Below are 17,243 nucleotides of genomic sequence, written 5' to 3' on the forward strand. Positions count from 1 at the left end.
CTGCCGATCCTGTTCCTGGTCCCCATGCGCCCGCTCCCCCGGGTCAGAACAATTCGGTCCGGGCCTCACCCGCCGGCCGGTCCTGCCCCGCCAGCGCCTGCCGCAGATCGGCCAGCCGCAGCCCCGCCAGCCCGGTCAGCGCGGCCTCGGGCAGGTGCAGGGGGCCGGCCGCGCGGGCCAGCGCCGCCAGCCAGTCGGCCAGATCGGCCAGCCGCTGGTCCAGCAGGTCGATCGCCTGCAACTCGGCCCCCAGCCGCCTGTCGCGAATCGCGCCCTCGTCGATCAGCCCATGCACCGCCAGTTCCACCCGCAGCACCACATCGCGGCAGCGCCGCACCTCCTGCGCGGTGCGGCCCAGCAGCGGGGCCAGCGGCGTGGCATCGCCGCCCTGTTCCTTCCCCCCGGTCACAGCGGCCCCACCACGCGCTCGATGCTGGCCTTCACCGTGGCCGTGGTGAACGGCTTGCGGATCAGGTTGTTCAGCCCCAGTTGCTGGCCCCGGCTCATCACTTCGGGCGTGGGCGACCCGGTGATCAGGATGAACCCGATGCGCTGGGTGGTCTTGTGCTGTCGCAACGCGCCCAGCAGGTCCAGCCCGGACAGGCCGGGCATGTTCATGTCGGAAATCACCAGATGCACCGGGTTCGCCGCCAGCTTGCCCAGCGCGGCGCGGCTGTCGGATTCGGTCACGAAATGCCGGATGCCGATTTCCTCCAGCGATTGCGAGATCAGCGCCCGGCTGACCGACATGTCATCCACCACCATCACGCGGAGCGAATCCCTGAGGCTCATCTGTCGGTCCTTTCGCCAAGGGGGTGGGCGGGGTCATCGCGGCGGTAGGCGGTGATGCCGGCGCTGGTCACAAGGCCGGTCGCCGGCCCGTGCAGGCGTTCGGAATGGCCAATGCACAACAGGCCCCCGGGCCGCAGCAGCCGCGCCAGCCGCTGCCACAGCCGTTCCTGCGTCGGCTTGTCGAAATAGATGGCCACATTGCGGCAGAAGATCGCGTCGAAGGGCCCGCGCAGCGGCCAGTCCGCCATCAGGTTCAGCGCGGCGAAATGCACCCGCCCCGCCGTTCCCGCCACGATCCGGTGGCGGCCGGGGCCGGCCGGCTCCAGATGCGCGCGCCGCAGCGGCTCGGGGATGGCGCGGATCTCGTCGCTGCCATAGGTGGCGCTGCGGGCGCGGTCCAGGATGGCGGGGTCAATGTCGGTGGCCAGGATGCGCAGGTTCAGCCGCGGCGCATCGGGCAGGGCGGCCAGCACCGTCATCGCCATCGAATAGGGCTCGGGCCCGGCCGAACAGCCCGCCGACCACAGCCGCAACCGCCGCCCCGCCCGCAGGGCCGGCAGATGCGGCGTCAGGCAGATTTCTTCCAGCAGGCGGAAGTGATGCGCCTCGCGGAAGAAATGCGTGACATTGGTCGTCAGCGCCGACACCAGCTCGGCGCGCTCCTCCGCCCCGTCCGGACCGTCCACCCGCGCGCAATAGGCCGCGAAATCGGCGCAGCCCAGCGCCCGCAGCCGCCGCATCAGCCGCGATTGCACCAGATCCTTCTTGGCCGATGGCAGGCTAAGCCCGAATTCGCGCTGCGCGATCCGGGCGATGCAGGCGAAATCCTCGTCGGTAAAGACCGGCTCGGCCGGGCCGCGCGGCGGGGTGGGGCGGGTCTGTGCCAGCGTATTCATGCCGCCTGTCGCCCCCGCGGCTGGATCACGGCGGCAAGGTCGATCACCCGCGTCATGCCGTCTTGCAGCGGGATCACGCCGGTGATGCTTTGCCGGGTGCTGTCCGCGCGGATGTCCGGCGTGTCCTGCACCTGCGCCCGGTCCACCGACAGGATTTCCGACACCGCCTCGACCAGCAGCCCCACGGTCTGCGGGCCGATCATCGCCACCACCACCACGTTGCGCGGGTTTTCCGGCGTGGGGCCCAGCCCGAAACGCGCCGCAAGATCATAGATCGGAATGACCGATCCGCGCAGGTTCATCACCCCCAGCACCTCTTGCGGGGCATGGGGCAAGGGGGTGACGGCGGTCCAGCGGCGAATCTCGCGGACATGCGTGATGTCCAGCGAGAAACTTTGCCCGCCTGCGAAGAAGGTGACGAATTCCGCATCCTGACGCGCGGGATCAAGGGCTTGCATGGGACACTCCTGCATTTGGGAACGGGGGGCGGGCGGCCGGGTCGGCCGGCGGGCGCTGGGCGGTCAGCGCCTCGGCATCCAGGATCAGCGCGATCCGGCCATCGCCCAGCACGGTGGCCGCCGCGACGCCGGGGATCGCGCCGTAATTCGCCTCAAGCCCCTTGATGACCACCTGACGCTGGTCATGCACCTCATCGACAACCAGCGCGCAATGCGACTGGCTTTCGGTTTCGACCAGCAGCAGAAGCGGCGGCCCCTCGGCCCCGTCCTGCGCGGCATTGCGGCGGGCGGGCAGGCCCAGCCCCTGCGCCACGTCGATCACCGGCAGGAATCGCCCGCGGATCGACAGCACCCGGTCCTGCGGGCCCAGCCCATGCAGATCGGCCGGGTCGGGGCGCAGCGTCTCGATCACCGAGGCGACGGGGATCACCATGGTCCGCCCCGCCACCGAAATCACCATGCCATCCATCACCGCCAGGGTCAGCGGCAGCGAGATGGTGAATTCGGTGCCTTCCCCGGGGACCGAGGCAATGGCGACCCGGCCCCCCAGCGCCGTGACGGCGTTCTTCACCACATCCAGCCCCACGCCGCGGCCCGACAGGTTTGAAACCTTCTCGGCGGTGGAAAATCCGGGCAGGAACAGCAGGTTGTCGATCTCGGCCTCGGTCAGATCGGCTTCCGGGCTGATCAGCCCGCGCGCCAGTGCCTTGGCGCGGATGCGGGCGCGGTCCAGCCCCGCGCCATCGTCGCGCAGGCTCAGGATCACGCTGCCCGACCGATGCGCCGCCGACAGCCGCAGCGTGCCTTCCGCCGGCTTGCCGGCCGCAAGGCGCGCGGCGGGCGGCTCCAGCCCGTGGTCCACCGCGTTTCGGATCATGTGCGTCAGCGGATCGGCCAGCCGTTCGATCACGGTCTTGTCGACTTCGGTCGCCTCGCCCAGCGTCACCAGCCGCGCCTGTTTGCCGGTCGCCTCGGCCGCTTCGCGCAGGATGCGGCTCATCCGCTGGAACAGCGGCTTCACCGGCTGGGCCCGGATCGCCATCACCGCTTCCTGCAGGTCGCGCGCCAGCAGGCGATAGCCCTCGACATGGCCGATCACCTCGGCCTCCGAACTCAGCGTCAGGTCCAGCACGCTTTGCTCGATCATCGCCTGATTGATGATCAGCTCGCCCACGGCGTTGATCAGCCGGTCAACCCGGTCCAGATCAACCCGCAGCGTTGGCTTCGGGCCCGCGGCGGGGTCGTCCTCCGGCGCGCGCGCCTCGCGCCGGGGCGGCGGGGCCAGCGGTGGGGCTGCGGCAGGCTCTGCTGGCGGGCCGGCGGGCGGATCGTCCGGCGCGATGTCCAGCAGGCACAGGCCCTGCACGAAATCGAACACCTCCCGCACCGCCGCTTCCGGCACGGCGCCGGCCAGGCGGATCGTCCAGGCCAGCCAGGCACCGGCGGGATCGAACCCCTCCCACGGCGGCAGGTCCGAAAGGTCAAGCGTCACCGTGACAGGCCCCAGATCCGCCAGCGCGGCGAAGAGCGCGGCCGGATCGTGACCATGGGCGTAAAGCGCGGGCAGGGGGCGGAAGCGGACCCGCCAGCCGGGGGCCGCCTCTCTTGGGCCGGGGCCGGGAAAGCCGATCACCTCGGCCCCAGGGCCAACACTTGACCCAACCCCGAATCCGGCCCCGTCCGCGCCCAGCCCGGCCCCGGCACCCAGCGGGCCAAGGTCCAGCGCAACGGCGGCAAAGCCGAAACAGGGGTCATCGCCGGCCCCGTCCGGTTCTTCGGGCGCATCCTCGCCCAGAATGGCGTAAAGATTGGCCAGAAAGCCCGCCGTCACCTCGGGGGCGATGGCGCGGTCGTCCCGCGCCGCCTCAACCTGTTCGGCCAGATGGTCGGCCGACCGCAGCAGCGTGTGCATCACCTCGGGTGTCAGCGCGATGCGGCCCGCGCGGATGCCGTCCAGCACCGTCTCGAAACGGTGGGCAAATCCCACCAGCGCCTCCAGCGCAAAGGCCCCGGCGCCGCCCTTCACCGAATGAACGGCGCGGAAGACCGCATTCAGCGTCTCGCCGTCCCCGGCGCCGACCGCCATCTGCGCCAGCCCTTCGACCAGCGCCTCCAGCAATTCCTCACATTCCTCGAAGAACGTGTCGCGGATCGCGTTTCGCGCTGTCATCTCAGCCCCTTGCCCCGGTGACCTTGCGCACCACCGACACGATGGCGGCATCCTCGAACGGCTTGACGATCCAGCCGGTGGCGCCGGCCTGCCGGGCCCGCGCCTTCAGCGCGTCGGCGCTTTCGGTCGTCAGCACCAGAATGGGCACCGTGGGGTTGTGGCTCTGGCTGCGGATGGCGTCGATCACGCCGAACCCGTCCAGCCGGGGCATGTTGATGTCGGTGATCACCACATCCGGGTCCACCTCGGCAAAACATGCCACGCCCGCCGCGCCATCCTCGGCGGTGGTGCAGGCAAACCCGGCCTCTTCCATCGCGCGGCGCAGCAGGTTGCGGATGGTGCGGCTGTCGTCGATGGCAAGCACCCGCAGGGTCATTCGGCCCGCTCCATCGTCAGCATCGCGGGCGTCACCCCCAGCGCCGCCAGCCGGTCGGCCTGCGCCGCCGTCAGCCCCGCCAGCACCAGGCCGATGCCGCGGCGGCGCCGGTCGGCCGCCGCCGCCAGCAGCATCTGCACCAGCGGCACCTCCAGCCGGCGCAGCCGCGTGGCGGTGATGCGAAGCGCGCGGTCGGGGTGCTGGCGCAAAGCGGCGGCAAGCGGGGTGTCCGCGGTGACAGAGATCCGGTCAGGCAGGTCAAGATTGATCATTCCGGTCACGCCTTCAGTCTGGTCACGCCCGGGCGCAGCCGGGGCAGGGCGGGCCGCGGTCAGCCTGCGGCCCGACCCCATCGGTAACGGCCCGAGGTTTAAGGAATGGTTTTCGCAGCCTGCCCCCGCCGGCCAATTTCCTTCAACCTGTCCGGATCTGCCCGCCCCCGCGCAGGGTTGACGGGCCACAGCCCCCCCGCCATCGTGCGCGCGCACCGCCGCAGGAGACCCCGATGCGCAAGGCCTTCATCACCGGAACCGCCGGCTTCATCGGGTTTCACCTGGCCTGCCGCCTGCTGGCGCGCGGCTGGCAGGTGCACGGCTTTGACGGCATGACCGATTATTATGATGTCACGCTGAAACAGCGCCGCCATGCGCTGCTGCTTCAGACGCCCGGCTTTGCCGCGACGCAGGCGATGCTGGAAGACACCGCCGCGCTGGATGCCGCGGTCGATGCCTTCCGTCCCGATGTCATCCTGCACCTCGCGGCGCAGGCCGGGGTGCGCTACAGCTTGGAAAACCCGCGTTCCTATGTCAGCGCGAATGTGGTCGGCACCTTCAACGTGATCGAGGCCGCCCGGCGCCATCAGGTGCAGCATCTGCTGATGGCATCCACCAGTTCCGTCTATGGCGCGAACGAAGAGATGCCCTTCCGCGAAACCGACAAGGCCGACGGGCCGCTGACGATCTATGCCGCCACCAAGAAGGCGACCGAAGCGATGGGCCATGCCTATGCCCATCTGTGGAACCTGCCCACCACGATGTTCCGCTTCTTCACCGTCTACGGCCCCTGGGGGCGCCCGGACATGGCCGCGTTCCGCTTTGTCGAAGCGATCCTGAACGACCGCCCCATCGACCTTTACAATCAGGGCGAGATGTGGCGCGACTTCACCTTCGTCGACGATCTGGTCGAAGCCATCTGCCGCCTGATCGACGCCGTTCCGGTCCGGCCCGCACCGGGCCAGGCGGTCCCGGATGGTGACAGCCTGTCAAGGGAGGCGCCCTTCCGCATCGTCAACATCGGCAATTCCGACAAGGTGAAGCTGACCGATTTCGTGGCCGCCATAGAAGAGGCGCTGGGCAAGCCGGCCATCCGCAACCTTCTGCCGATGCAGACGGGCGACGTGCCGGCCACCTGGGCCGATACCGGCCTGCTGCGGCGGCTGACCGGCTTTGCCCCCGCAACCGGCATCCGCGACGGGATGCGCAGCTTCGTCGCCTGGTATCGCGAATATTATGGCCGATAACCCGCCCACCGGCCCCGCCTGCCGCCCGGACGGGCCGCTGCCGCACAGGCATACGTCGCGCAGACGCGCATCATACCTTTGGCATACCTTTCGCAGACGCGGGGCCCGGTGCCGCGCCGGCCCGCGCCCGCCCTGTCTGGCCACAACCCGGATCGCAGACTGGACCTAAGCCGTCGCCGGGTTTTCTCCGATACTGCGGCACAACGAATTTCTCCATCTGGAAGGATCATGCCATGGAAGGCATCACCGGAATGAACGACATGAGCCGTGTGGTCGAGGCCGACCGCGCCCATGTCTGGCACCACCTCGTGAACCACAAGCAGTTCGAGACCGCCGATCCGCGTGTCATCGTGGAAGGCAAGGGGCTGCGGGTCTGGGATGCGCGCGGCAAGGAATATCTGGATGCCGTGTCGGGCGCGGTCTGGACGGTGAACGTCGGCTATGGCCGCGAAAGCATTGCCAATGTCGTGCGCGACCAACTGGTGAAGATGAACTATTTCGCCGGCGTCGGCGGCTCGATCCCCGGCGCGCTTTTCGCCGAAAAGCTGATCTCCAAGATGCCGGGGATGAGCCGGGTCTATTATTCCAACTCGGGTTCTGAAGCGAACGAGAAGGTCTACAAGATGGTGCGGCAACTGTCGCACCGCGTCCATGGCGGCAAGAAGTGGAAGATCCTCTATCGCGAACGCGATTACCACGGCACCACCATCGGCGCACTGGCCACCTCGGGCCAGGCCGAACGGGCCATGCAATACGGCCCCTATCCCGACGGTTTCGTGATGGTTCCGCACTGCCTGGAATACCGCAAGCAGTGGGATGTCGAGAATTACGGCGAACGCGCCGCCGATGCGATCGAGGAAGTGATCCTGCGCGAAGGCCCCGATACCGTGGGCGCCATCGTGCTTGAACCCGTGACCGCCGGCGGCGGCGTGATCGTCCCGCCGAAAGGCTATTGGGAGCGGGTTCAGGAAATCTGCAAGAAATACAACATCCTGCTGCACATTGATGAAGTCGTTTGCGGCGTGGGCCGCACGGGTGTGTGGTTCGGCTACCAGAACTACGGCATCAAGCCCGATTTCGTGACCATGGCCAAGGGCGTCGCCTCGGGCTATGCGGCGATCTCCTGCACGGTCACGACCGAGGAGGTGTTCGACATGTTCAAGAACGACGCCGCCGATCCGCTGAGCTATTTCCGCGACATCTCCACCTTCGGCGGCTGCACCTCCGGCCCGGCGGCGGCGCTGGAAAACATGCGCATCATCGAGGACGAGAACCTGCTCGACAACACGCTGCGCATGGGCAAGCGGACCATCGACAGCCTCAATGCCCTGATGGAAAAGCACAAGGTGATTGGCGATGTGCGGGGGGCGGGCCTGTTCTGCGGCGCCGAACTGGTGGCCGACCGCAAGTCCAAGGAACCGATGGACGAAAAGAAGGTCGCCGCCGTGGTGGCCGACTGCAACGCGCAAGGCGTGATCATCGGCATGACCAACCGTTCGCTGCCGGGCCTGAACAACACGCTCTGCCTGTCGCCGGCGCTGATCGCCACCGCCGATGACATCGACGAAATCACCGGCGCCATCGACAAGGCGCTGACCAAGGTCTTCGGCTGAGCCTTTCTCGGCGTGCATGATCCGACATGACAGCCGCGCCCCGACAGGAGCGCGGCAGCCTCACTTGACAACCGCCCGCGTGGGCCGCTTCATGTCGCCAGTTCCAGCGCATGATGAGGCCAGAGTGGCGATCCCGGTCGAAGCCTTCTTCCTGACAGGCGGCACCGCCGGCACCCTGCAAAGCCGCATCCGCGCCATGGTCACCGAAGGCATCCTGGCCGGGCGATTCCGTCCGGGGCAGAAGATGCCGTCGTCGCGCGGGCTGGCTGAACATCTGGGCGTCAGCCGGATCACCGTGACGCTGGCCTATGCAGACCTTGTGTCGTCGGACTATCTGACCGCGCGGGGCAGGTCGGGCTATTTCGTCAGCGACAACGCCCCCCGCGCTCCCGAATTTCCTGCTGCCGAACGCCCGGCGGAAGAGGTGGACTACGGCGCGCTGTCGGCCCGCCGCTATACCCGCGCCATGGCAGGGGTGGACCGGCCCGAGGATTGGGAGAAGTTCCCCTATCCCTTCATCTACGGCCAGACCGATCCGACGCTGTTCGATCACCAGAACTGGCGGGCCTGTGCGCTGCGGGCGCTGGGGCGGCGCGATTTTGCCTCGCTTACCAGTGACTTCTACGAACGCGACGACCCGCTGCTGATCGAACAGATCCTGCGGGTGATCCTGCCGCGCCGGGGGATTGCGGCGCGCGGGGACGAGGTGTTGCTGACGCTGGGCGCGCAGAACGCGCTGTGGCTTGCTGCAACGGTCCTGCTGGGGCCGGGGCGGCAGGCGGTGGTGGAAAACCCCTGTTATCCGGGCCTGCGCCGCATCTTGCAGACCAGCGGCGCGGGCGTGGCTAGCGTCGATGTCGATGAGGCGGGGCTGCCACCGCGCCTGCCGCCGGCGGATGTGGTCTTTACCACGGCCAGCCACCAGTGCCCGACCAATGCCACCATGCCGCTGGACCGCCGTCTGCAACTGCTGGACGCCGCCAGCCGCGAGGATTTCGTGGTGGTCGAGGACGATTACGAATTCGAGATGAGCTTCCTCAAACCCGTCTCTCCCGCTTTGAAATCATTGGATAAAGGCGGGCGGGTGATCTACGCGGGCAGCTTCTCGAAATCCATCTTTCCGGGGATGCGGCTGGGCTATCTGGTCGGCCCGCCCGCCTTTATCGCCGAGGCGCGGGCGCTGCGGTCGATGGTGCTGAAACACCCGCCGGGGCATATCCAGCGCACGGTGGCCTATTTCCTGGCGGAAGGGCATTACGACGCGCTGATCAACCGGATGCGCAACGCCTTTCGCCGCCGCCGGCAGGTGATGGACGATGCCATTTCTGAACACGGGCTGACGGTGGCCGGGCAGGGCGGGTTTGGCGGGTCCAGCTTCTGGATGGCCGCGCCCGAAGGCGTGGATACCGAGCCTCTGGCGCAGGTCTTGCGCGCGGACGGGGTGCTGATCGAACCCGGGCGGGGCTTTTTCGACCCCGCGCGGGAAGAGCGGCGGTTCTACCGGCTGGCCTATTCCTCGATCGCGCCGGCGCGGATTCCCGACGGCATCGCCCGGATCGCCAGGGCGCTGGCGCGGTCGGGCTGACCCGCCGCATCTGGCCTTGCCACGGCGGCTACGCTGGCCCTACTTGGACTTATCGGCCTTTGTGTAGCATGACCCGCAACAGAAAGCCCGTCCGGAGACCCGCCCCATGAAGATGACCACCGAAGAAGCCTTCGTCAAAGTGCTGCAGATGCACGGCATTGCACATGCCTTCGGCATCATCGGATCGGCCTTCATGCCGATTTCCGACCTGTTCCCGAAGGCGGGCATCACCTTCTGGGACTGCGCGCATGAAGGCAGCGGCGGGATGATGGCGGATGGCTATACCCGTGCCTCGGGCCGGATGAGCATGATGATCGCCCAGAACGGGCCGGGCATCACCAATTTCGTGACCGCCGTGAAGACCGCCTACTGGAATCATACGCCGCTGCTTCTGGTCACGCCACAGGCGGCGAACAAGACCATCGGGATGGGAGGCTTTCAGGAAGTCGAACAGATGGCGCTGTTCAAGGACATGGTCGCCTATCAGGAAGAGGTGCGCGATCCGTCCCGCGTGGCCGAGGTGCTGAACCGGGTGATCCTGAACGCCCGCCGCGCCAGCGCGCCGGCGCAGATCAACATGCCGCGCGATTTCTGGACCCAGGTGATCGACATCGACCTGCCGCGCGTGGTGGAGTTCGAGCGGCCCTCGGGCGGCGAGGCGGCGCTGGACGAGGCGGCGGCGCTGCTGTCGGCGGCGAAGTTCCCGGTGATCCTGAACGGCGCGGGGGTGGTGATCGGCGGCGCGATCCCGGCCAGCATGGCGCTGGCCGAGCGGCTGGAGGCGCCCGTTTGCGTGGGCTACCAGCACAACGATGCCTTCCCCGGCAGCCATCCGCTGTTCGCGGGGCCGCTGGGCTATAACGGCAGCAAGGCCGCGATGGAGCTGATCGCCAAGGCCGATGTGGTGCTGTGCCTTGGCACAAGGCTGAACCCGTTCAGCACCCTGCCGGGCTATGGCATCGACTACTGGCCGAAAGAGGCGGCGATCATTCAGGTGGACATCAACCCCGCCCGGATTGGCCTGACCAAGAAGGTTTCGGTCGGCATCGTGGGCGACGCGAAGAAGGTGACCGAGGCGCTGCTGGCGCGGCTGTCGGAGGGGGCAGGCGAGGCCGGGCGCGAGGCACGCCGGGCACTGATCGCCACCACCAAAAGCCGCTGGGCGCAGGAACTGGCCAGCATGGACCATGAGGAGGACGATCCCGGCACCACCTGGAACGCCCGTGCACGCGCCGACAAGCCCGAGTGGATGTCGCCCCGCATGGCCTGGCGTGCGATCCAGTCGGCGCTGCCGAAAGAGGCGATCATTTCGTCCGACATCGGCAACAACTGCGCCATCGGCAATGCCTATCCGTCGTTCGAGGCGGGGCGGAAATACCTGGCGCCGGGGCTGTTCGGCCCCTGCGGCTATGGCCTGCCGTCGATCATCGGGGCCAAGATCGCCTGCCCGGATGTGCCCGTGGTGGGCTTTGCCGGCGACGGGGCCTTTGGCATTGCGGTGACCGAACTGACGGCGATCGGGCGGCCTGAGTGGCCGGCGATCACCATGGTCGTCTTCCGCAATTACCAGTGGGGGGCCGAAAAGCGCAATTCGACCCTGTGGTATGATGACAATTTTGTCGGCACCGAGCTGGACAGCAAGGTTTCCTATGCCGGTATCGCACGGGCCTGCGGGTTGCAGGGGGTGGTTGCCCGCACCATGGAGGATCTGCGCGCCGCGCTGACCCAGGCGATTGCCGACCAGAAGGCGGGCAAGACCACGCTGATCGAGGCGCTGATCAATCAGGAACTGGGCGAGCCGTTCCGCCGCGATGCGATGAAGAAGCCGGTTTCGGTCGCGGGAATCGACCCGGCCGACATGCGCCCGCAGGCCGGCGTTTGACGCTGCCCTTTGACCTGGGCCTTGGCGCGGCGCTGTGGATGGCCGCGACGATCTTTGTCGCGGGCTTCATCCGCGGCTATTCCGGCTTTGGCTATTCCGCCATCGTCATCGCCGCGTCGGGCGTGGTGACCAGCCCGCTGAACTTTGTCGCGGTGGTGGTGCTGCTGGAATTCGTGATGTCGGTGCAGGCCTGGAAGGGCGCGGGGCCGGCGGTGGACTGGCGGCGGGCGGGTCTGCTGATGGCGGGCGCGGCGGTGGGGCTGCCGCTGGGCCTCTGGGCGCTGACCGCGGTTTCCGAGACGGCGGCGCGGGCGGCGATCTCGGCCTATATCCTGCTGATGTGTGGGGTGTTGCTGATGGGCTGGCGCCTGCGGTCCGAGGTGCGCGGCACGCCGGGTAATCTGGCCGCGGGGCTGATTTCGGGGCTGGCCAATGCGCCGGGCATGGGGGGGCTGCCGGTGGCGGCCTTTTTCGCGGCACAGCCGATGCCGGCCAATGTGTTCCGGGCCACGTTGATTGCCTATTTCCCGCTGCTCGACCTGTATTCCGCGCCGCTTTACTGGATGCACGGTCTGGTAAGCTGGGATACGCTTTGGGCCTCGCTCTGGGCGCTGCCGTTGACGCTGGTGGCCAACTGGCTGGGCGGGCGGCATTTCTTCGGCACCGATCCGCAGGAGTTCCGCCGATTTGCCATTCTGCTGCTGGCAGCCCTGGCGGCACTGGGGTTGGGAAAGGCGGTGCTTTGACATGTGGCTTGTGGTCAATGCCGGATCGTCCTCGGTCAAGCTGGTGGTGTTCGACGCGGGCCTGCGGGATGTTGCCCGTGCCACGGTTGACCGCATCGGGGCCGGTGGTCCCCCCACCCATGCCGAGGCCATGGTTGAAGGGCTGGGCCGGATGGGGCTTGCGCCCGCCGCGCTGACGGCGGCGGCGCATCGGGTGGTGCATGGCGGGGTGGCACTGACCGCGCCGCAGCGGGTGACGCCCGCCGTGATTGCCGGGATCGAGGCTTGTGTGCCCCTGGCGCCGCTGCACAATCCCGGCAACCTGACCGGCATCCGCGCGGTTGAAACGTTGGCGCCGGGCCTGCCGCAATATGTGTCTTTTGACACGGCATTCCATGCCACCAACCCCGATGTGGCAACCGCCTATGCGATTCCGGCCGAGGAGCGGGCCCGCGGGCTGCGTCGTTTTGGCTTTCACGGCCTGTCCTATGCGGCCCTGGTGCGCATCCTGCGTGCACGGGGCGCGCTGACCCGGCGGGTGCTGGCGTTTCATCTGGGTAACGGGGTGTCGGCCTGTGCCATCCTGGACGGCGCCTCGGTCGCCTCGTCCATGGGGTGGTCTCCGGTCGAGGGGCTGACCATGGGCACAAGGCCGGGCAATCTGGACCCGATGGTTGCGCTGGATCTGGCCGAGCGGCACGGCGTTGACGGGGCGCGGGCGCTGCTGAACCGCCGTTCGGGTCTTTTGGCATTGGGGGGGCACAGCGACATGCGGGCGCTGCACGAAGCGGGCACACCCGAGGCCGCCTTTGCCATTGACCATTTCTGTTACTGGGCCATCCGCCATGCCGGCAGCCTGATTGCCGCCATGGGTGGGGTCGAAACAATCGTCTTCACCGGCGGGATCGGAGAGAACGATTTTTCCGTTCGTGGCCGAATTTTGGACGGGCTTTCCTGGGCGGGTGTGGCCTATGATGCCGATGCCAACCGGCAGAATGCGGGGGCTCTGCATTTGGCGAAATCGGATGTCGCAATCTGGACAGTGCCGGCTGACGAGGAACGGCAGATTGCACAGGAGGCGCAGACGGTGAGGGAGTGTGAGGGGTGACGGCTGAACCGCGGATCGACCGTTCGCCGTCTGTCTCGGACGAGGTGCGCCAGACCACCTGCTACATGTGCGCCTGCCGCTGCGGCATCAACGTGCATCTGAAGGATGGCCGGGTGTCCTATATCGAGGGTAACCGCGCCCATCCGATCAACAAGGGTGTGCTTTGTGCCAAGGGCGCCAGCGGGATCATGCAGATCACCGCCCCCAGCCGGCTGCGCACCCCCTTGCGCCGGGTCGGGCCGCGCGGATCGGGCGCGTTTGAGGAGATAAGCTGGGAAGAGGCGCTGGAAACCGCCGTCGGCTGGCTGAAGCCGCTGCGCGAGACAGCGCCCGAGAAGCTGGCCTTCTTCACCGGGCGCGACCAGAGCCAATCGCTGACCGGCTGGTGGGCGCAGGCCTTCGGCACGCCGAACTATGCCGCGCATGGCGGGTTCTGTTCGGTGAACATGGCGGCGGGCGGAATCTACACCATTGGCGGCGCCTTCTGGGAATTCGGTCAGCCCGACTGGGAGCGGACGGAACTGTTCGTGCTGTTCGGCGTGGCGGAAGACCATGATAGCAACCCGATCAAGATCGGCATCGGCAAGCTGAAGGCGCGCGGGGTGCGGGTGATCAGCATCAACCCGATCCGCACCGGATATTCGGCGGTGGCGGATGACTGGTATGGCATCACCCCGGGCACCGATGGCCTGCTGATCCTGTCGCTGATCCATTGCCTGTTGCAGGCGGGCAAGGTCGATCTGGAGTATCTGGCGCGCTGGACCAATGCGCCGTTCCTGGTGAACGGGGCCGAGGGGGCGGAGCAGGGGCTGTTCCTGAAGAACGCCGAAAGCCAGCCCTTCGTGATTGACCGCCACAGCGGCCACCCCGCGCCCTGGGACGGTCGGGACGTGGACCCCGATCTGGGGGCGGTCTGGGCCGGGCATCGCACCGTGTTCCAGCACATGGCCGAGGAATACCTGAAACCGGACTACGCGCCCGAGGCGGTGGCCGAGCGTTGCGGGATCCCGGCCGCGCGGATTCGCGGGCTGGCGGCCGAACTGGCGCGGGCCGCGTTCGAGCGGGCCTTCATCCACCCGCAGCCCTGGACCGATTTCCGTGGCAACCGGCATGAGGGGATGCAGGGCCGCCCCGTCAGTTTCCACGCCATGCGCGGCATCTCGGCCCATTCCAACGGGTTCCAGACGGCGCGGGCGCTGCATCTGTTGCAGATCGTGCTGGGGTCGGTCGAGGCGCCGGGCGGATACCGGCTGAAGCCGCCTTACCCCAAGCCGGTCGAAGCGCATCCGACGCCGCATTTCGTGGCCACGCCGGGCAAGCCGCTGACCGGGCCGCATCTGGGCTATGTCCGCAGCCCCGCCGACCTTGCGCTGCGCGAAGACGGCACGCCCGCCCGCATCGACAAGGCGTTCACCTGGGACGCGCCGCTGTCGGCGCATGGGCTGATGCACATGGTCATCGCCAATGCGGTGGCGGGCGATCCCTACCGGATCGACACGCTATTCCTGTACATGGCGAATATGGCGTGGAATTCGTCAATGAACACTGCGCAGGTCATGCAGATGCTGACCGCGAAAGATGGCGACGACTATGTGATCCCGCGCATCATCTATTCCGATGCCTATGCCAGCGAGATGGTCGCCTATGCCGACCTGATCCTGCCAGACACCACCTATCTGGAGCGGCACGACTGCATTTCCCTGCTGGACCGGCCGATTTCCGAACCGGATGCGGCGGGGGATTCGATCCGCTGGCCGGTGCTGGACCCAGACCGGGATGTGCGCGGGTTCCAGACGGTGCTGCTGGATCTGGGTGTGCGGCTGGGTCTGCCGGGGATGGTGACTGACGATGGCCAGCCACGATTCCGCGACTATGCCGATTACATCGTGAACCATCAGCGACGGCCCGGTGTGGGGCCGCTGATGGGCTTCCGCGGCAATGGCGACGAGACGGGGCGTGGCGCGCCGAACCCCGACCAACTGGCCCGTTACATTGAAAACGGCAGCTTCCATCAGGCGCATGTGCCCGCCGAGGCGGCCTTCATGAAGCCATGGAACGCGGCCTATCAGGATTGGGCGGTGGCGCTGGGGCTGTATGACACGCCGCAGTCCTATCTGTTCAACATCTGGTCCGAACCGCTGCGCCGGTTCCAGCTTGCCGCCGAAGGCCATGGCGACCGCCAGCCGCCCGATCATCTGCGCGCGCGGTTACAGGTGGCGATGTCGCCGCTGCCGGTCTGGTATCCCCCCATGGGGGAGGCGCCTGGCTATCCGGTTCATGCGCTGACGCAGCGCCCGATGGACATGTATCACAGTTGGGGCAGCCAGAACGCCTGGCTGCGGCAGATCCGCGGGCGCAACTTCCTGTATCTGCCGACCGCGATCTGGCAGGCGCAGGGCTTTGCCGAGGGCGACTATGCCCGCGTAACCAGCCCGACCGGCGAAATCGTGGTGCCGGTGGCGCATATGGCGGCGCTGAACCCGCATACGGTCTGGACCTGGAACGCCATCGGCAAGCGGCGTGGGGCCTGGGCGCTGTCGAAGGATGCGCCCGAAGCGGTGGAGGGATTCCTGCTGAACCATCTGATTTCCGAAGTGCTGCCGGGCGAGGGGCGTGTATCGAACTCGGACCCGGTCACCGGGCAGGCCGCCTGGTTTGACCAGATGGTGCGGATCGAACGGGTCGGGCCGCGTGCCATGGCCGAACCGCAATTCCCCGTGCTGCCCGATCCGCCGCGCTCAGGTGGCGGGCGGGGGCAAGGGCCTTCGAAGAAACGTGCCCAGAATATTCAAGGATTTTCAGACCCGGCGGCGGAGGGCAGGCTATGACCTGCCTGCCCGGAAAGGTGGACCGCAAGCTGGGGCTGGTGATCGACCTTGACACCTGCGTTGGCTGTCAGGCCTGCGTCACCGCCTGCAAGGGCTGGAACGATCAGGGCTATGGCGTGCCCTTGTCGGATCAGGACGCCTATGGTGCCGCGCCCTCTGGCGTGTTCCTGAACCGGGTCCATTCCTATCAGGTCACGCCGGATGAGGGGCCGGCGGCGATCGTGAACTTCCCGCGGTCCTGCCTGCATTGCGACAATGCGCCTTGCGTCACCGTCTGCCCGACCGGGGCCAGCTACAAGCGGGCCGAGGACGGGATCGTTCTGGTGAACGAGGATGCCTGCATCGGCTGCGGCCTGTGTGCCTGGGCCTGCCCCTATGGTGCGCGCGAGATGGATGCGGCGGCGGGGGTGATGAAGAAATGCACCCTTTGCGTGGACCGTATCTACAACGACAATCTGCCCGAAGAGGACCGGATGCCCGCCTGCGTGCGCACCTGTCCGACCGGGGCACGGCATTACGGTGATCTGTCCGATCCCGACAGCGCCGTGTCGCGGCTGGTGGCGGACCGGTGCGGCTATGCCCTGATGCCCGAGATGGAGACGCAGCCGGTGAACCGCTATTTGCCGCCGCGCAGGAAAGGCGCCGTCGAGGCCGGGCCGCTGACGCCGCTGGTCGATGTGCAGGCCACCGGCTTTGCCGGCTGGCTGGACCGCGTTCTGGGAAAGATCTGATGCATCCGGCGCCGTCTGTCATTCTGTTCACCGTGCTTTCAGGCCTGGGCTTCGGTTTTCTGGCCTTTCTGGCCCTTGGTGCCTTGCCGGTTTCCGGCTGGGGAGCGGTTGCGACCTGGGGCCTGGGCTATGGGCTGGCCGTGGCAGGGCTGATCGCCTCGACCTTCCATCTGGGCAATCCGAAGCGGGCGCTGCTGGCGTTCTCTCAATGGCGGTCAAGCTGGCTGTCGCGTGAAGGCTGGGCTTCGGTCAGCACGTTGCTGGTGCTGGCGCCGATGGCACTTTCGGATGTGCTGGGGCTGGGTCTGCCACGCGGGATCGGCTGGGTGGGGGCGGCCATGGTGGTGGTGACAGTGGTCTGCACCGCGATGATCTATGCCCAGTTGCGCACGGTGCCGCGCTGGAACCACTGGGGCACGGTGCTGCTGTTCCTGAGCTTTGCCGCCACCGGGGGCGCGATCCTGTCGGTCCGGCTGCCGCTGGCCTGTCTGCTGTGTGCCGTGTTGGCGGCGGTGCTGGTCTGGAGCTTCCTGCGCGGCGACGGTGCCTTTGCGGCGCGC

General features: G+C 67.6%; 16 protein-coding genes. 9 read left to right on the plus strand and 7 right to left on the minus strand.

What is annotated here, in order from left to right; translation table 11 throughout:
* Nucleotides 1–43: 43 nt before the first annotated feature.
* The 7 genes from C5F44_RS15490 to C5F44_RS15520 are packed head-to-tail and all read right to left on the minus strand — an operon-like array spanning nucleotide 44 to nucleotide 4,964.
* On the minus strand, nucleotides 44–409 hold the full coding sequence (locus C5F44_RS15490) for a hypothetical protein (RefSeq protein ID WP_107674454.1): 366 nt from the start codon (nucleotides 407–409) through the stop codon (nucleotides 44–46).
* Nucleotides 406–792: a response regulator gene (locus C5F44_RS15495; protein WP_107674455.1), complete on the minus strand. Its 387-nt coding sequence runs from the start codon at nucleotides 790–792 to the stop codon at nucleotides 406–408. The genes C5F44_RS15490 and C5F44_RS15495 overlap by 4 nt, the downstream gene beginning before the upstream one ends.
* Nucleotides 789–1,688, minus strand: coding sequence for a CheR family methyltransferase (locus tag C5F44_RS15500; RefSeq protein ID WP_107674456.1), 900 nt, complete (start codon nucleotides 1,686–1,688; stop codon nucleotides 789–791). The genes C5F44_RS15495 and C5F44_RS15500 overlap by 4 nt, the downstream gene beginning before the upstream one ends.
* Nucleotides 1,685–2,146, minus strand: coding sequence for a chemotaxis protein CheW (locus C5F44_RS15505; RefSeq protein WP_181318297.1), 462 nt, complete (start codon nucleotides 2,144–2,146; stop codon nucleotides 1,685–1,687). The genes C5F44_RS15500 and C5F44_RS15505 overlap by 4 nt, the downstream gene beginning before the upstream one ends.
* Nucleotides 2,133–4,316: a chemotaxis protein CheA gene (locus C5F44_RS15510; protein ID WP_107674458.1), complete on the minus strand. Its 2,184-nt coding sequence runs from the start codon at nucleotides 4,314–4,316 to the stop codon at nucleotides 2,133–2,135. The genes C5F44_RS15505 and C5F44_RS15510 overlap by 14 nt, the downstream gene beginning before the upstream one ends.
* Before the next feature lies 1 nt (nucleotide 4,317).
* Nucleotides 4,318–4,692: a response regulator gene (locus C5F44_RS15515; protein ID WP_107674459.1), complete on the minus strand. Its 375-nt coding sequence runs from the start codon at nucleotides 4,690–4,692 to the stop codon at nucleotides 4,318–4,320.
* On the minus strand, nucleotides 4,689–4,964 hold the full coding sequence (locus C5F44_RS15520) for an STAS domain-containing protein (RefSeq protein ID WP_146161969.1): 276 nt from the start codon (nucleotides 4,962–4,964) through the stop codon (nucleotides 4,689–4,691). The genes C5F44_RS15515 and C5F44_RS15520 overlap by 4 nt, the downstream gene beginning before the upstream one ends.
* Before the next feature lie 233 nt (nucleotides 4,965–5,197).
* Here C5F44_RS15520 and C5F44_RS15525 point away from each other — a divergent pair, with 233 nt between their 5' ends.
* From C5F44_RS15525 to C5F44_RS15565, 9 genes are all read left to right on the plus strand, one after another.
* Entirely contained in the window at nucleotides 5,198–6,211 is a 1,014-nt protein-coding gene (locus C5F44_RS15525) for an NAD-dependent epimerase/dehydratase family protein (protein WP_107674461.1), read from the plus strand.
* 233 nt (nucleotides 6,212–6,444) lie between these two features.
* Nucleotides 6,445–7,824 (plus strand): hypotaurine--pyruvate aminotransferase Tpa, encoded by a 1,380-nt coding sequence (gene tpa / locus C5F44_RS15530; protein WP_107674462.1) that lies wholly within the window; start codon nucleotides 6,445–6,447, stop codon nucleotides 7,822–7,824.
* A gap of 124 nt (nucleotides 7,825–7,948) precedes the next feature.
* Nucleotides 7,949–9,409: a MocR-like pyridoxine biosynthesis transcription factor PdxR gene (pdxR, locus tag C5F44_RS15535; RefSeq protein WP_107674463.1), complete on the plus strand. Its 1,461-nt coding sequence runs from the start codon at nucleotides 7,949–7,951 to the stop codon at nucleotides 9,407–9,409.
* 106 nt (nucleotides 9,410–9,515) lie between these two features.
* A complete protein-coding gene (gene xsc / locus C5F44_RS15540; protein WP_107674464.1) occupies nucleotides 9,516–11,291 on the plus strand; it encodes a sulfoacetaldehyde acetyltransferase in 1,776 nt (591 codons plus the stop codon).
* Complete coding sequence (locus tag C5F44_RS15545; protein ID WP_228156796.1) at nucleotides 11,288–12,037, plus strand: sulfite exporter TauE/SafE family protein; 750 nt, start codon at nucleotides 11,288–11,290, stop codon at nucleotides 12,035–12,037. Before xsc ends, C5F44_RS15545 begins: the two co-directional genes overlap by 4 nt.
* 1 nt (nucleotide 12,038) lies before the next feature.
* Complete coding sequence (locus C5F44_RS15550; protein WP_107674465.1) at nucleotides 12,039–13,124, plus strand: acetate/propionate family kinase; 1,086 nt, start codon at nucleotides 12,039–12,041, stop codon at nucleotides 13,122–13,124.
* Nucleotides 13,121–15,952, plus strand: a complete 2,832-nt coding sequence (locus tag C5F44_RS15555; protein WP_107674466.1) for a molybdopterin-dependent oxidoreductase — start codon at nucleotides 13,121–13,123, stop codon at nucleotides 15,950–15,952. Before C5F44_RS15550 ends, C5F44_RS15555 begins: the two co-directional genes overlap by 4 nt.
* Entirely contained in the window at nucleotides 15,949–16,683 is a 735-nt protein-coding gene (locus tag C5F44_RS15560; protein WP_107674467.1) for a 4Fe-4S dicluster domain-containing protein, read from the plus strand. The genes C5F44_RS15555 and C5F44_RS15560 overlap by 4 nt, the downstream gene beginning before the upstream one ends.
* The coding region (locus C5F44_RS15565; RefSeq protein ID WP_181318298.1) for a dimethyl sulfoxide reductase anchor subunit family protein at nucleotides 16,683–17,243 on the plus strand (561 nt) is incomplete at its 3' end. The genes C5F44_RS15560 and C5F44_RS15565, both read left to right, overlap by 1 nt.

This window comes from Fuscovulum blasticum DSM 2131, assembly GCF_003034965.1.
Lineage (GTDB): Bacteria > Pseudomonadota > Alphaproteobacteria > Rhodobacterales > Rhodobacteraceae > Pseudogemmobacter > Pseudogemmobacter blasticus.

Excerpts from the sequence above, each read along its gene's own strand:
- C5F44_RS15495 (WP_107674455.1), bottom strand. The coding sequence starts at position 792 with ATGAGCCTCAGGGATTCGCTCCGCGTGATGGTGGTGGATGACATGTCG.
- C5F44_RS15525 (WP_107674461.1), top strand. The coding sequence starts at position 5,198 with ATGCGCAAGGCCTTCATCACCGGAACCGCCGGCTTCATCGGGTTTCAC.
- C5F44_RS15500 (WP_107674456.1), bottom strand. The coding sequence starts at position 1,688 with ATGAATACGCTGGCACAGACCCGCCCCACCCCGCCGCGCGGCCCGGCC.
- C5F44_RS15520 (WP_146161969.1), bottom strand. The coding sequence starts at position 4,964 with ATGATCAATCTTGACCTGCCTGACCGGATCTCTGTCACCGCGGACACC.
- tpa (WP_107674462.1), top strand. The coding sequence starts at position 6,445 with ATGGAAGGCATCACCGGAATGAACGACATGAGCCGTGTGGTCGAGGCC.
- C5F44_RS15550 (WP_107674465.1), top strand. The coding sequence starts at position 12,039 with ATGTGGCTTGTGGTCAATGCCGGATCGTCCTCGGTCAAGCTGGTGGTG.
- C5F44_RS15510 (WP_107674458.1), bottom strand. The coding sequence starts at position 4,316 with ATGACAGCGCGAAACGCGATCCGCGACACGTTCTTCGAGGAATGTGAG.
- C5F44_RS15515 (WP_107674459.1), bottom strand. The coding sequence starts at position 4,692 with ATGACCCTGCGGGTGCTTGCCATCGACGACAGCCGCACCATCCGCAAC.
- C5F44_RS15560 (WP_107674467.1), top strand. The coding sequence starts at position 15,949 with ATGACCTGCCTGCCCGGAAAGGTGGACCGCAAGCTGGGGCTGGTGATC.
- xsc (WP_107674464.1), top strand. The coding sequence starts at position 9,516 with ATGAAGATGACCACCGAAGAAGCCTTCGTCAAAGTGCTGCAGATGCAC.
- C5F44_RS15505 (WP_181318297.1), bottom strand. The coding sequence starts at position 2,146 with ATGCAAGCCCTTGATCCCGCGCGTCAGGATGCGGAATTCGTCACCTTC.